The organism is Streptomyces sp. NPDC003393, assembly GCF_053589015.1.
The window spans coordinates 27,558-41,770 of record NZ_JBSFRB010000029.1; the positions used below are offsets into that span (position 1 = coordinate 27,558).

10 protein-coding genes are annotated in these 14,213 nt (G+C 73.5%); 1 reads left to right on the forward strand and 9 read right to left on the reverse strand.

Annotation, left to right across the window (positions count from 1 at the left end; all coding sequences use genetic code 11):
* Positions 1 to 6: 6 nt before the first annotated feature.
* The 6 genes from ACWDUZ_RS25235 to ACWDUZ_RS25260 all read right to left on the reverse strand — a co-directional run bounded on the left by ACWDUZ_RS25235 (position 7) and on the right by ACWDUZ_RS25260 (position 8,400).
* Positions 7 to 3,855, reverse strand: a complete 3,849-nt coding sequence (locus ACWDUZ_RS25235; RefSeq protein ID WP_451634079.1) for a lipopolysaccharide biosynthesis protein — start codon at positions 3,853 to 3,855, stop codon at positions 7 to 9.
* Positions 3,848 to 4,651, reverse strand: coding sequence for a polysaccharide deacetylase family protein (locus tag ACWDUZ_RS25240; RefSeq protein ID WP_451634080.1), 804 nt, complete (start codon positions 4,649 to 4,651; stop codon positions 3,848 to 3,850). The genes ACWDUZ_RS25235 and ACWDUZ_RS25240 overlap by 8 nt, the downstream gene beginning before the upstream one ends.
* On the reverse strand, positions 4,648 to 5,658 hold the full coding sequence (locus tag ACWDUZ_RS25245) for a glycosyltransferase family 2 protein (protein WP_451634081.1): 1,011 nt from the start codon (positions 5,656 to 5,658) through the stop codon (positions 4,648 to 4,650). The genes ACWDUZ_RS25240 and ACWDUZ_RS25245 overlap by 4 nt, the downstream gene beginning before the upstream one ends.
* Positions 5,655 to 6,476: a glycosyltransferase family 2 protein gene (locus ACWDUZ_RS25250; protein ID WP_451634082.1), complete on the reverse strand. Its 822-nt coding sequence runs from the start codon at positions 6,474 to 6,476 to the stop codon at positions 5,655 to 5,657. Before ACWDUZ_RS25250 ends, ACWDUZ_RS25245 begins: the two co-directional genes overlap by 4 nt.
* A gap of 390 nt (positions 6,477 to 6,866) precedes the next feature.
* Positions 6,867 to 7,961, reverse strand: a complete 1,095-nt coding sequence (locus ACWDUZ_RS25255; RefSeq protein ID WP_451634083.1) for a GNAT family N-acetyltransferase — start codon at positions 7,959 to 7,961, stop codon at positions 6,867 to 6,869.
* A gap of 1 nt (position 7,962) precedes the next feature.
* The gene (locus tag ACWDUZ_RS25260; protein WP_451634084.1) at positions 7,963 to 8,400 is read right to left on the reverse strand and encodes a hypothetical protein; all 438 of its coding nucleotides are present in this window, start codon (positions 8,398 to 8,400) and stop codon (positions 7,963 to 7,965) included.
* 283 nt (positions 8,401 to 8,683) lie between these two features.
* On the opposite strand from ACWDUZ_RS25260, the gene ACWDUZ_RS25265 reads away from it, so the two are divergent.
* Positions 8,684 to 9,490 (forward strand): SGNH/GDSL hydrolase family protein, encoded by an 807-nt coding sequence (locus ACWDUZ_RS25265; RefSeq protein ID WP_451634085.1) that lies wholly within the window; start codon positions 8,684 to 8,686, stop codon positions 9,488 to 9,490.
* Between the two features lie 4 nt (positions 9,491 to 9,494).
* On the opposite strand, the gene ACWDUZ_RS25270 is transcribed toward ACWDUZ_RS25265, so the two are convergent.
* From ACWDUZ_RS25270 to ACWDUZ_RS25280, 3 genes are read right to left on the reverse strand one after another with little or no spacing between them, the layout of a single operon-like run.
* On the reverse strand, positions 9,495 to 11,123 hold the full coding sequence (locus tag ACWDUZ_RS25270) for a protein kinase domain-containing protein (RefSeq protein WP_451634086.1): 1,629 nt from the start codon (positions 11,121 to 11,123) through the stop codon (positions 9,495 to 9,497).
* 27 nt (positions 11,124 to 11,150) lie between these two features.
* Positions 11,151 to 12,632, reverse strand: a complete 1,482-nt coding sequence (locus tag ACWDUZ_RS25275; protein WP_451634087.1) for a nickel transporter — start codon at positions 12,630 to 12,632, stop codon at positions 11,151 to 11,153.
* A complete protein-coding gene (locus ACWDUZ_RS25280) occupies positions 12,629 to 14,137 on the reverse strand; it encodes a tetratricopeptide repeat protein (protein WP_451634088.1) in 1,509 nt (502 codons plus the stop codon). The genes ACWDUZ_RS25275 and ACWDUZ_RS25280 overlap by 4 nt, the downstream gene beginning before the upstream one ends.
* Positions 14,138 to 14,213: the final 76 nt, after the last annotated feature.

Genomic DNA, 14,213 nt, shown 5'->3' on the forward strand with positions numbered 1-14,213 from the left:
CTCCGCTCAGCCCCTCCCCATCGTCATGAACCGCTGCACCAGCGAGGCGAGCAGCACCGCCAGCAGCGGCAGGGAGAACCAGAAGCTGCCCTGGAGCCACCGCAGCCGGCGCACGCTCGGCCGGATCGCGACCCGGACGATCTCCCGGGCGGTGAGCATCAGGACCAGGGCGAGCGCGGCCAGTCCGCCGACCACCGACCACGGTGTCCAGGTCACCCTCGGCCCGATCGGCCCCGGATCGGGTGTCGGCACCGCCCCCGCGGGCTGCTCGCGCAGCGTGTACAGGGTCGCGTCCGCGTTGGTGAGGACCTTCTTCAGCTCCCGCCGGCCGTCCAGGTTCTCGACCAGCCGGGAGGGCCAGGTGGCCGGGTAGCCGACGTCCATCTGCAGATAGGTGACCTGACTCCCGTTGATCATCAGATACGAGTGGGGGCCCGCGTCCTTGAGCGCCTTGACCAGGCCGGACACCAGCACCGGGTCGGCCGGCGCCAGGGTCGGCACGTAGTTGACGCGCTCCATGTCCCGCGCGCCCCACGGCATGGCCGGAGTGACGTTGGTGGCCGGGTCGTTGCTCAGCCACAGCAGCCGTACGGTCGGCCGGTCGTGGGCGTAGACGTAGTCCATGGCCGCGACCTCGCCCGGCCGGATCCGCTCGAACGGCTCGTTGCCCCAGCGGGCCACCAGGAAGCCGCCCATGAGCAGCAGCCCGGCCAGCAGCGCGGCGACCGGTGCGAGGCTCACCCGGTCCCGCTCGCGTTCCTGGGCGGTGACCCCGGCGCGCGGGAACAGCGCGAGGGCGGCCAGCAGAGCGGCCCCGGGCAGCGCGAACATGAAGACGCGCAGCGCCATCTCGCCGCCGTAGGACTGCATGCCGAAGCCCAGGAACGGCACGAAGGTCAGGACCGGCAGCGAGCGCTCCCGGTACTGGTGCCGGCGCCGCCGCCACCAGCCCCAGCAGGCGAACATCATGACCGATCCGGCCAGCAGCACCCGTGTGTACAGCACCAGTTTGTGCGTGGGGTCGCCGCCCTGGATGCGGCCGGAGACGGACGTCGACACATTGCTGCCGACCCCGCCGACCCCGCCGAACAGCTCGTCGAAGTGCCCCGACCAGTACGGCTCGGCCATGAAGCCCAGCCAGAACATCACCAGCACCGCGAACAGCACGGGCAGCCCGCGCAGTTCGGACCGGCCGACCAGGACCAGCACGGCCAGCACACCCAGCATCACGAACGGCGTGAGCTGGTGGGCCGGGACGCTCGCGGCGAACAGGCCGATCACCACCAGGAGCAGCACGGCCCGCTGCCGCCGGCCGGCCGGCTCGACCTCCGCCTCGCCGGGGCGTGCCTGGGCCCACAGCACGCGCGGCGCCCGGAACCAGACCAGCAGGATCGCCACGAAGGCCAGGTACAGCAGGTAGGTGAAGCCTTGAGGGGAGAAGTAGTCCTGACCCACCCAGCCGCCGAGCACGAAGATCCACACGCCGGTCCACCTGGCCCGCCAGCTCGCCCGCAGCGAGCGGGTCAGCAGGAACATCGGAGCCAGGTACAGGAGCTGGACGGTCAGCGGCCACCAGCGGATCACCTCGGTGAAGTCGCTCAGCCCGCAGGCCCGCGCGACGAACGCGGCCACCGCGAAGAAACCCGGCCAGCTCCAGCGCGCGTCCAGGTCCGGTACGGCCGCCCCGGTGCGGTCGATGTAGTCGATGAACCCCAGGTGCTGCCAGGCCGTCGCGAACCGCGGCTCGGTCTCGATCACCGCGGGCAGCGCGTGCAGGGACACCACGGTGGCGAGCAGGGTGAGCAGCAGCAGCGCCCGGTGCTCGCGGCGCAGCCGGAGCAGCGCGGCGAACACCGTGACCAGCAGGGCCGCGCCGACCAGCGTCGGCGGCGGCAGCACCGAGATCAGGCCGAGCCCGCCCATCCGGTCGAGGGCGGCGTCGTCGAGACGCAGCGCGGGCACCCAGTACAGCAGCAGCGCGGCGGTCAGCAGAGAGGCGAGGACGACTCCGGGCCGGGTGGGTGTCAGGCGCTCCCGCCAGGAGCGCGGCGGCGCATCCGCCGCCGGCGCCGCTGCGGAGGCCGACGCCGCGTCGGCCTCCTCCTCCGGCACGGCGGCCGATGCCGGCGCGTCCGGCGGCACCGCCCGTTCCTCGGCCGCGAACGGCGCGTCCACCACCCGGTCGGCCGGCCCCGGGGAGGTCTCCGAGCCGGGCTCCCGGCCCTCGACGGGCAGCCCGGGAGGGTCCTGCCGCAGCAGCCCGAGCGTCCATTCCACCGGCCCGTCGGCTCCCGGCAGGGCGGTGCCCGCGGGCGGGGTGCCCGGTCCGGGACGTATGTCCGGCCGGCGCTCCACGTGGTCGAAGTCGACGTGGAGGCCCAGGGCGAGGGTGTCCGGCTCCGTCGCCCACGCCGGCCGCCGCAGGGGTGCGGTCCGGGCGGGGACCTCGCCCGCCCCCAGGTCGGCGAGGTCTCCGTCGGGTGCCGCGTCCTGGGGGACGGCGGCGGCCGGTGCGGCCCGGACGGTCCGCACCAGCCTGGGTGAGGCGATCGCGACGATCACGGCCAGGCTGGAGATCTCCGCGACACCCGCACCGGTCAGCCCCATCCGGGGGAGCAGCAGCAGTGTCAGCCCCAGCACCAGCACGCACAGCAGGCCCTGCAGCCAGGCCAGTCCGGCGGTGCGGCTCTGCGCGCGCAGCACCGCGAAGTACGTCTCCATCACGACCCGCAGCAGCGCGCCCACCGCGAACCAGCGCAGCAGCGGGGTGGCGGCCTGGGCGTAGCCGTCGCCGAAGACGTGCAGGATCTGCGGCGCCAGCAGGAACAGCAGACCGCAGATCGGCACCATGATCCGGGCCATCCGCTTGAGCGCCGCCCGGGTGTTGGCGGCCAGCCGCGCCGGGTCGTGGGAGCCCTCCACGGTCAGCGAGGCGCCCATGTTGATGGCGAGCAGGTTGACCGTGCCGCCGATGGTGGTGGTGATGTAGAAGTAGGCGTTGTCCTCGGAGCTGACCTGCGAGGCGATGATCACCGGTACCAGGTAGACCACGGTCAGGGAGAACAGCGAGCCGGTGTAGTCGCCCGCGAGGAACCGCCCGAGTTCCCCCGCCGACGGCGGCCGGGCGTGCTCCTCGGTGGCCGTCACATGCCGGGGCACCAGCCGCCGGAACACCAGCCAGCCCAGCGGCACGATCGAGGTGGAGATCGCCAGGCCCCAGGAGACGAACACCCCGGTCGTGGGGATCGCGGCGGCCAGCCCCACCAGCAGGGCCAGCTTCACCGCCGAGAACACGGTGTTGCCGACCGGCACCCAGGGTGCGCTGCGCAGCCCGGTCAGCACCCCGTCCTGGAGGGTGAGCAGGTTCCAGGCCATCACGACCAGGACGAAACCCAGCCCGTTGACCGCCCCGTGCAGGAAGCGGTACGACGGCCCCCAGGTGTCCAGCGTGAGCAGGAAGACCGCCGCCGCGCCCGCCACGATCAGCGAACTGCCCGCGTACGTACGGGCGATCAGCCGTCCGGTGGCGCGGCCGGAGACCGGGATGAAGCGGGCCAGGGCACCGGTGAGCGTCACCGCGGTGAGCCCGGCGAGGAACTTCATGGCGGCGATCGCGGCCGAGCCCTGGCCCACGGCGGATTCGGCGTAGTGGCGGGCGGCGACCAGCCAGAAGCCGAGGCCCAGCACCGCGGAGATCCCGGTGTTGAGCATGAGCGCGTAGGCGTTGCGGAACAGCTGGCTGCCGCCGCCGGCCCGGCCGCGTCCGGGCAGCCGCAGCCGCAGCCGGCGCCGCGGTCGCTCGGGCGCCTGAGGTTCGGTGGCCGATGCCCCGGTGGTGGTCGTCGTGTCAGACACGGGTACGGATGGCCTTCCGGCGGACCTGTCGGGCTCTGCGGACCATGGCGTAGCCCTTGGTGAGGGCGCGGTCCCTGGCGAAGTTCCGGGCGATGGCCCGGCCCTGGACGAGCCGCTCGAACTCCTCGGTGGTGGTGGAGCGGCGCACGGTGAGGCGTTGCAGGGCGTACGGGCCCTGGGTGCGGCGGGCCAGACCGTTGCCGACGGCGAGCGCCTGCGCGTACCCGGCCGCCCGCACCCGCGCCCGCACCCGGCGGCTGGAGTAGCCGTAGGGGTAGGCGAACGAGGCGGGTACGGCGCCCAGTTCCCCGGCGACGATCTCCTTGCAGCGGATCAGCTCCGACCACAGCGTGTCGTCGTCGAGCTGGTCGAGCTGCGGGTGGGTGTGGCTGTGTCCGCCGATCTCGACGCCGCCGGCCGCCAGTTCGCGCACCTGGTCCCAGTCGAGCATCGCGTCCAGGCCGCCGCCCGTGTCGTGCGCGCCCCGGATCCAGCCGGTGGAGACGAACAACGTGGCCGTGAAGCCGTGCTGGGCCAGCGCCGGCAGGGCGTGCCGGTGCACGCCCTCGTAGCCGTCGTCGAATGTGATCAGCACCGGGTCCGGCGGCAGCGGCGTGGCGCCCGGCGCCCGCCAGTGGGCCGCCAGTTCCGCGGTGCTGACCGGGCGGCGCCCCAGGTCCTCCAGCACCTTCAGGTGCTCCGCGAACGCCTCGGGTGACACGGACAGACCCCGTGTGGCCGCGTTCGGTTCCCGGGCGACCGCGTGGTACATGAGCACCGGCACGGGTGTGTTCATACGGCTCCTCCCCCCTTCGTCGCGCCCTGGCGGTCCTCGATCTCCACGACCCGGAAGCGGGCGCCGCCCCGGCGCGCCCGGACGCTGCCGACGGCGTAGCCGCCCGCGGCCGCGAGCACCCCGGCGACGATCGCGGCGGCCCGGCCCGCGCCGCCCGGCCGGGCCAGCAGCGCGTCGCGCAGCCCGCGGGCCACCCCGGAGGGCAGCACCCGGGTGGTGTAGCGGCGCTCGGACTCCAGCCCCTTGTCCGCGCCGACGCTGCGTGCCACCAGCGCCTTGGACAGACCCTCGGCGTAGGTGCGGGCGCGGAAGTAGCGGAAGCGCTCACGGACGCCGGGCACCCGGTGGTGGATGACCGCGCGGTCGTCGATCAGCAGGATCGCGTCCGGCCGGGCCCGGGTCAGCCGGATGCACAGCTCCGTCTCCTCGCAGCCCAGCGGACGTCTGTCGCCGTCGCGGCCGATGCCGGTGGCGAAGCCGCCGGCCGCGTCGAACGCCGTACGCCGGAAGGAGGCGTTGCCGCCGAGGACGTTGCGCACCCGGACCCGGCCCGGCGGCAGGCCCCGGTAGGTGCAGCCCACCACCCAGTCGAACTCCTCCGGGAACCAGGCGGGCCGCCGGCCCGAGGCCCAGACCGGCATCGTCCGGCCGCCCACCGCCATCACCCGCGGGTCCGCGTACCCCTCGGCGAAGCGGCGCAGCCAGTCGCGTTCGGCCACGGCATCGTCGTCGAGGAAGGCGACGACCTCGCCACGGGAGGCGGCGATGCCGGTGTTGCGGCCGGCGGACAGGCCGCGCGGGCCCGCGTTGGGCAGCACCCGCACGTCCCCGGCCTCCTTGTACTCCCCGGCCAGACGCTCCAGCAGCGCCGGGTTGTGGTCGACGACCAGCAGCGTCTCCAGGGCCGGGCGGGACTGCGCCCGCACCGAGGAGACCGCCGCGAGGATGTCCTGCCAGCGGTCCTCGGTGTAGACGCAGATCACGACGGAGACGCCGGGACCGCTCAAGACACCTCTCCCGGGTAGGAGGCGAGCAGCGGGGAGTGGCGTTCCTGGCGGCGCAGCTCACGCCGGTTGGAGCGTTCCTTCAGGATCACCCTCAGCACCCGCAGCCCGTCCCGCACGGCCCGTAGATTGCTGGTGCCGTGGATGCGCAGGTACTCGTGGCTGGGGATCTCCTGCACCTTCAGTCCGGCCTTGACCACTCTGATGTTCATCAGCGTCTCGACCTCGAAGCCGGTGCAGTCCAGCTCGATCTTGTCCAGGCAGTGACGCCAGAACGCGTTGTACCCGTAGCACAGGTCGGTGTAGCGGGCGCCGAACTTGCGGTTGACCACCGCGCACAGCACCCGGTTGCCGAGCTTGCGGATGAAGGTCATGTCGTCGGTGCCGCCGCCGTTGGCGAACCGCGAGCCCTTGGCGAAGTCGGCGCCCGAGACCAGTGCGGAGACGTAGGAGACGATCTCGCCGCCGTCGGCCGAGCCGTCCGCGTCGACCATCACGATGATGTCGCCGCTGCACGCCTCGAATCCGGTGATCAGGGCGTCGCCCTTGCCCCTTCCCCGCTGCGGGACGACCTTGACGTTCGGCCGGAGTTCACGGGCGACGTCGACGGTCTTGTCGGTGGAATTGCCGTCGACGAGAACGACTTCGTGTATCCAGTCCGGAAGTGTCTTGAAGACGTAGGGCAGATTCTCCGCCTCGTTCATGGCGGGAATCACCACGCTCACCGGTGGCGCGATGGCCAGGTGAGAGGAGATCGGCCGGTACTGGGCGTCCACGAACGGATCTCGGTCCGAGGACGGCGGGTGGAGAACGGAGCTCATCAGTCAAGTCCCTCTCGTCCGGCGGGACCGCCCGCCCCCGGGCGGTCCGGCTGTGTGTCCGGTTCGAAAGGGGGGCTCTCACGCGGGGCACGACGGAGATCAGATCTCCGTGCACGCCGGGTGAGCTGGCAAAGCTGCCGGACTGCCGAAGAACGGCAGCCGGTCGCGCGGCACGGCCCGGTGATTGTCGAGGTCACCGGGCACGGCACCCCCCTACCGCGCCCCGCTCCGCGACGTCCCGGTTCAAAGCCCTCCCCTGGAACCGAGTGCGGACGTCACCGATGCGGGTGAGATGTACGACGGTATTGATGATGGAACCAGTATGGCAAGGTTCGGATAGGAACCTCACGTTTTTGTCGGTTTTCCGTTACACGGATACGTAGCGGGTATTCACCGCTTGGAACGGATTTTTCCCATCTGTTTGAGAATTCTGTCCGCCGGTTCGAACAGTTCCGGCCGGGACTGCACCGCGTTGCGCAACGCCCTGATCGGGGCGCGGCGTGCCCGGTGTCCGGCCGCGACCGGGTGACGCCTGGTCACCCATCCCTCCGACACGGCGAGTTCTCGTGTCTTGAGGGAATCCTTGTATTCCTTCTGGCCCCGGCCGAGATCGAGATAGGCGATGCCGTCGGCCGCGGCGGCCTCGGCCATGCGCAGATGCAGGATCAGCCCGGGGGAGTACTTGGCGTGCGCCGGGTCGTAGGCCGGGAACCAGCACGCCAGCACACGCTCGGTGCGCAGCCCGAGATGCGCGGCGATCGGCCGGCCGTCCGCGTAGAGCACGGACAGGATCCCGGCGAACGGCTCGGAGCGGGTGTGGAACAGGCGGGTGACGAGAGCGGTGATCCACTCGTGCGCGAAGCGGTCGCTGCGCCCGGTCCGCCGGTACTGCGCGGACTTCCAGGCCATCAGTGTCCGCAGCACGGCCGGGTCGCGCTCGTCGTGGACGTAGGTCACCTCTCCCGCGTCACGGCCGAGCCTGCGCTCCTTGGCGAGCGTGGTGCGGGTGAACTTGGGCGACCGTGCGCGCAGTTCGCGCAGATAGGCGTCGTATCCCTGGTCGACGTCCATGACCGGGGACGGGAAGGTGGCCGAGGCGGCCGCCTCGAACGGGCGCTGGCCCGCCACCAGATGGTCGAACTCCCACACGGCGAGCCCGCAGGCCCGCAGCAGCTCGCGGGCGTCCCAGGCGAAGCCGGGGCGGTGCACCAGACCCTGGCAGTCGGAGACGCCGAGCCCGATGGCCCGGCCGACGCCGAGGGGGGATCTGTGGAACGGGAAGAACGCGGCCGGCTCCCCGTCCTCGCGTATCACCGCGATCCGCACCCCGCGTCTGCACCTGCCGACCGCGAGCGCGAACTCGGGCGAGAGGAAAGGGTTCGCCAGCTCCTCCGAGCCGTGCAGGTGGGCCTTGGACTGCATCGCCGTCCAGGCCGCCCGGTCGGCCTCGCTCAGCTCGCCGGGGCGGTACACGCTGATGTCCACGTCAGGAGCCCTGTCTTCTCGCCGTACGGCCGCGCGAGCGCCGTACGGACACCAGCAGGAGAACGAGGGAGCTGAACACGGTGACGGCCACGACGCCCCCGTGGACCGACCACCGGTGCACGGCCAGCATTCCCTGGGCCACCACCATGTCGAGGACGACCGCGCCCGCCAGTGCGGCGAGCGTGCGGCCGAAGGGATCCAGCCCGCGCAGCCAGGCCGCGATGGCGGCGGCGGGCGCCGCGAGCAGGAAGAGGAGCGTCAGCGGACCCCGCAGCGGAGAGCCCGACTCGGTGAGCGAGAGCAGCGCGCCGGCCCCCGCGACGGCCGTCGCGGCGCCCGCGAGCAGCGGCGACAGGTCCCTCCCCGGCCCTGACCGCGCCCGCTCGGCACCGCCTCTCGAAGCATCTGTTGAAGCTGTCTTGATACGGATGGTCTGCATTGGCGACTTTGCCCCCCGAAGCGCCGGATGCCGGGCTTCAATGTCGCGCAGCCTTCAGGGGGCCGTCAAGACGCGCAAGCCCCGCATACGGGTTCTTGTCCGACTTTGAACCAGCCTTCACCGGATCTGACCTCACCCGTTCGGCTGACAAGCCGTCAGTATTCGATCTCCCCCCGTCGCGGCACTGGTTGAGGATCGCAAACGTTCTTGGCATGGACACTTCCAGTCAACACGCGTAGCTGCTACGACAGATGGTGCAGAGATCCTGCTAAAGGGAGGTTCCATGAGACGTTCCCGAATTGCCGCATACGTCGGCTCCCTCCTCCTGACCGTCGGCCTGGCCCTCACCGGGGCGGCCTCCGCGCAGGCGTCCGAACAGGCCGTCAGCGGCGGGTACGTGGCCCTCGGCGACTCCTACTCCTCCGGAGTGGGGGCCGGCAGCTACATCGGCTCCAGCGGCGACTGCGACCGCAGCACGAAGGCGTACCCCTACCTCTGGAACGCCGCCCACTCACCCTCGTCGTTCGCCTTCACCGCCTGCTCGGGCGCCCGGACGGACGATGTCCTGGCGAACCAGCTCGGCCCCCTCGACTCCGCCACGTCCCTCGTCTCGATCACCATCGGAGGCAACGACGCCGGGTTCGCCGACGTCATGACGACCTGTGTGCTCCAGTCCGACAGCGGCTGTCTGTCCCGCATCGCCACCGCCGAGGCGTACGTCGACACGACGCTGCCCGGCAAGCTCGACAACCTCTACTCCGTGATCCGCGGCAAGGCGCCGAACGCCCACGTGGTCGTGCTCGGCTACCCCCGCTTCTACCTGCTCGGACAGTTCTGCCTCGGCCTCTCCGAGACCAAGCGCTCCGCCATCGACGACGCCGCCGACCACCTCGACACCGCCATCGCCAAGGCCGCCGCGAACCACGGCTTCACCTTCGGCGACGTCCGCACCACCTTCAGCGGCCACGAGATCTGCTCCGGCAGCTCCTGGCTGCACAGCGTCAGCTGGTTCAACCTCGGCGAGTCGTACCACCCGAAGGCCTCCGGCCAGTCCGGCGGCTATCTGCCGGTGCTCACCGCCGCGGCCTGAGCCGTCACGGCGACGCCGAAGGCGAAGCGGAGGCCCCGTCCGTCGGGGTCTCCGTCGGCGAGCAGCTCACCGAGAACGGCACCGAGTCGGACGTCGTACGCACCGGAGCGCGCACCTCCACGCTGATCGCGTTCTCCACCGTCCCGCTCTTGGAGTACGTCGTCACGATCAACCGGTCCTGCCTGGTCCGTCCCCCGCCCGCCGGGAACGACAGCGTCTTCCACCCCGGGTCGGAGACCGACCCCTTCGCCGTCACCCACCGGTACGTCACCTGCGCGGGCAGCCGCCCCACCGTGAACTCCGCCGTGAAAGCGGGCGCATGGCCGGTCGGCGGCGGGCACGTCCCGGAGTACGAGGTGTGCGTACCGGTCAGTGTGACGTGCACGGTCTGGGCGGGTGTGCCGCCGGCCGGGGTGCTGTCCGGGGCGGGCGGGGGAGCGCCGGTGCGCGAGCCGCCGGTGCGCGAGCCGCCGGCGCCTGAGGGGGACGGGGAACTCGGGCTGCTCGCCGCCCGGCTGCCGCCGGGCGCGCCCGCGTCGTCGCCTCCGCCGCCGTGGTCGCGGCCGAGCAGCGCGTACGTCAGCCCCGCGAGCGCGAGAGCCACGGCGACCAGCCCCGCGACGAGAACGGCGGCGGCACGGCGGTCGCGCCGTGGCGGGCCGGACGGAGTGCGTGGCTCCGTGAACGGTTCCGGGACAGGCAGCGGCGGTGTCGCCGAAGGGTTTTGGCGCCGGTCCGTGATCGTCGGCGCGTACGACGACACGGGCGCCGTGCCGGTGCGCGGCGCGTCGCCGGCCGCGACGAGCCGCAGGTCCCGCTCGGCCAGGCCGGCCGGCAGCCGCTCGGCGGGATCCTTGCGCAGCAGGCCCTCGATGACGGGCGCGAGCGGCCCGGCCCGGCGGGGCGGCGGCAGTTCGTCGTCGACGACCGCGCGCAGGGTGCTGAGCGGAGTGTCCTGCCGGAACGGAGAGCTGCCCTCGACGGCCGCGTACAGCAGCACGCCGAGGGACCACAGGTCGGACTCGGGACCGGGCGTGCGCCCGAGCGCCCGCTCCGGAGCGAGGAATTCGGGCGAACCGATCACCTCGCCGGTCATGGTCAGCGCGGAACTGCCCTCCACCATGGCGATGCCGAAGTCGGTGAGCACCACCCGGCCGTCGTTCGCCATCAGCACGTTGCCCGGCTTCACGTCCCGATGCAGTACCCCGGCCTCGTGCGCGGAGCGCAGCGCGGCCAGCACCTCGGCACCGATGTGCGCGGCGCGCCGCGCGGGCAGCGGCCCCTCCGCCTCCAACAGGTCCGCCAGGGACAGGCCGCGGATCAGCTCCATGACGATCCACGGCCGGCCGCCCTCCATCGCCACGTCGTACACCGTCACCACGTTGCTGTGCGCGACCCGGGCCGCGGCCCACGCCTCCCGTTCCAGGCGGGCGTACATCCGCTCGACGTCCGGGCCCGGCAGTCCGGCGGGCGCCCGCACCTCCTTGACGGCGACCTCGCGGCGCAGCACCTCGTCGCGGGCCCGCCACACGGTCCCCATGCCGCCCTCGCCGAGCGGGGACAGCAGGCGGTAGCGGCCTGCGATCACACGTTCACGGCCCGGTTCGTCGGACACGGGCGCCCCCCACGGCATCTCGCGTGAATTCCTCACAAAAGTAGCTCAGCCCAGCGCGGATGCCGCCCCCCTGAACAGCAATCCGGCGCCCAGGGCCACCACGACCAGTGCGGAGGCGAAGGGCAGGGCGCGGCGCACCAGGGCCGGCACCGGGTGGGTGGCCCACTGGGGGCTTCCGCGCATCACCCGGGCCGCCGCGCCGCCCAGCCTGACGACGGCGAACCCGGCGGCGGTCAGGGTGAGCGCGAGTCCCGCGCCGTACGCGACGACGAGCAGCAGTCCGAACCAGGCCTTCCCGAGCGCCGCCGCGCCGACCAGGACCACCACCGCGGAGGGACTGGGCACGAGCCCCCCGGCGAATCCCAGCAGGATCGTGCCGCGCAGGGTGGGGCCGGCGGGATGGGTGTGGGTGAGCCCACCGTGGGTGTGCTCCACGGCGTGCGCGTGTCCGCCGTGACGGTGGTCGTGGTGTGGGTGGTGGGTGTGCCCGCGCACGCGGTGGCGCCAGGCGCGTCGCGCGAGGCTCGCGCCCGCGAGGACGACCAGGACACCGCTGACCGTGCCCAGCCACGCGATCACCGAGGGCGCGGCCGCCGAGCCCGCTGTGACGAGCAGCCCCAGGGCGACCACGCCCAGGGTGTGAGTGACCGTCACCGAGGCGGCCAGCGGCAGCACGTCCGTCGGACGGGCCCGGCCGCCGCGGGCGGCCGCCGCGGCGGCCATCAGCGTCTTGCCGTGACCGGGGGCGAGGGCGTGCGCCGCGCCCAGTCCGATCGCGATGACCAGGGCGAGGGCGGCGAAGCCGAGCGTGAGGTCGTGGCGGGCGACGAGGCCGTCCAGGGCACGGGTCCAGCGGTCGGCGCCGCGCGGCAGCACGGAGGCGGCCGGGGCGGCCCGGTGCTCCTCGGTGAGAGCGGGGCCGCCGGGGCGCACGCGCAGGGACGCGGTGGCTGTGTCGGCCGGGGACGAGAGCAACTCGCCGGGGTAGCCGGTGAGTTCGTGCGAGACGGACTCCTTCGGCACGTCCGTGGCGGCGAGCGTCATCCGGTCGCCGCGGGCGGTGATCTCCCGCCAGCCCGGACCCGAGGACGCGCCCGCGCCGCGGAAGCGCAGCACCACGCTGTCGCCGTCGGGCAGCGGGGCGGTGAACCGGCACTCCACGCGGAGGGTGCTCAGCCCGGCCTGCCCGGGGCGCGTGAGCGCGTGGCTGTCGCGGACGGACAGCACGGCCGGGCGCCCGTCGACGGTGAGCCTGCTGCCCCCGGCGGCCGAGGCGCACCGCCGCCGGGCCCACTCGGACATGCCCAGCCGCTCGATGCCGGGCCGGGCCTGGGTGGCCGGAATCTCCGCCAGGTCCTCGACGTGGTCGACGCGCAGCCGGCCCGGAGCGGCCACGAGCCCGTCGTAGCGGTTGACGGTGAAGTTGCCGAGGGGGTGCGCCCCGGCGTGCGCGGCGGGGACGAGCACGAGCGCGCAGGCCGCCGTGAGCACGGCGGCGGCAGCGGCGAGCGGTCGTCGGAGTCTCACTTCGCCGCCTCCAGTGCCGTGCGGGCCCGCGTCGCGCCCAGGGGCGAGAAGCCGGGGTTCAGCTTCAGGGCCGCCGTGAGCAGGGCGCGGCCGTCCTCGCGGTGGCCGGTGGCGAGCTCGATCGTGCCGCGGTGGTAGAGGAAGGACGCGTCGTGGTAACCGGCGGCCGTGGCCCGGCGGGCGTAAGGGAGCGCCTCCCGGTCCTTGCCGCTGACATGCAGGGCCCAGGCGAGGGCGTCCGCCGTGTGCACGGTGTGGCGGCGGGCCCACTCGGCGCGGGCCGCGCGCAGCGCGTCGCTCTTGTTCCCGTGGTCGGCCGCGGCGAGCGCGGTGTCGAGATCGGCGTCGACGCCGTTGGCCCGCGCGAGGGCGATCCAGGCGTCGACCAGGGTGTACTGCTCATGGGCCCGCGCCCGGTCGCCCCGCCCCCCACGCGCCTCGTACAACTCGCCGAGCGCGACGAGGGGGCCGGGCAGCGGGTAGCGGGAGACGACGCGTTCCATGCCCTTGACGGCGCCGGCCAGGTCGCCGCGCGCGGCCTGCGCGCGGGCGCGGCCCTCCAGGGCGGGGAGGTAGGTGTCGTCGGCGGCCAGCGCGCGGCCGTAACAGGCCAGCGCGGTCGGGTAGTCGCCCTGGTTCCAGGCGAGCCGGCCGAGCTGGGAGGCGACGTACGCCACGTCGCCGGGCGAGGTCGCGCTCGACAGCGCCCGCTCCAGGACGCGCCGGGCGGTACCGGTTTCTCCGCGCAGTTCGTGGACGTAGGCGTACCGCGTGAAGACCGGCACCCCGGGACGCCGTGTGTCGGCGGTGTCGGCGGCCTTCGACGCCTCGTCGTACCGGCCCAGTTCGACCAGGGCGTCGATCCGGGAGGACAGGGCGCGTTCGCTGTACGGGTTCTGTTCCAGGGCCCGGTCCGCGTAGGTCAGGGCGCCCGTGAAGTCGTGCCGGGCGGCGGCCAGCGCGGCCCGGCCGGCCAGGGCCCGGTCGTCGTCCGGGGCCAGCCGGAGCGCGTGCTCGAGCGCCTGCTCCGCCTGCGGGTAGCGGGACGGGTCCCCCTTGGTCCGCGCCTGTTCCACGTAGGCCAGTCCCAGGGTGGCCCAGCCGCCGACGTCCCGCGGTTGCGACCGGAGACCGGCCTGGAGGGCGGCGACGCTCGCGTCGAGGTCCCCGCCGTTCAGCAGGGCCGGGGAGACGGTGCCGGACGCCGCCGCCGCGACCGCGGGCGCCCCGTCCCGCGCGGCCCCGGCCGCGATGGCCCCGCCGGTGAGGGCGACGGCCAGCAGAGCGGCACAAGCGGTGAGCCGGGCGGCCCGCCATCGGTGCCCGGCGGCGCCGAGCCGGCGCACCGCGGCGACGCGCTCGTCGGGCTCCGGGGCGTCGTGGCCGTCAGGTTCCGGGCCGTCGTGCCCGGCGTCCGCGGGCGCCGGACCGGGCCGCGGCGGAGCGCCCTCGTCCGTGTCCGCGGGGTGCCCGGTGGGCTCGTTGTCGTTCGTGGGCGGGGACATGCCCTCTCCTCGGTCGCCGGGTGGTGCTCGCTCGGGGCGGCGCGGCCCGCGCCGTGGGGGAACGGGGAGATGCGGG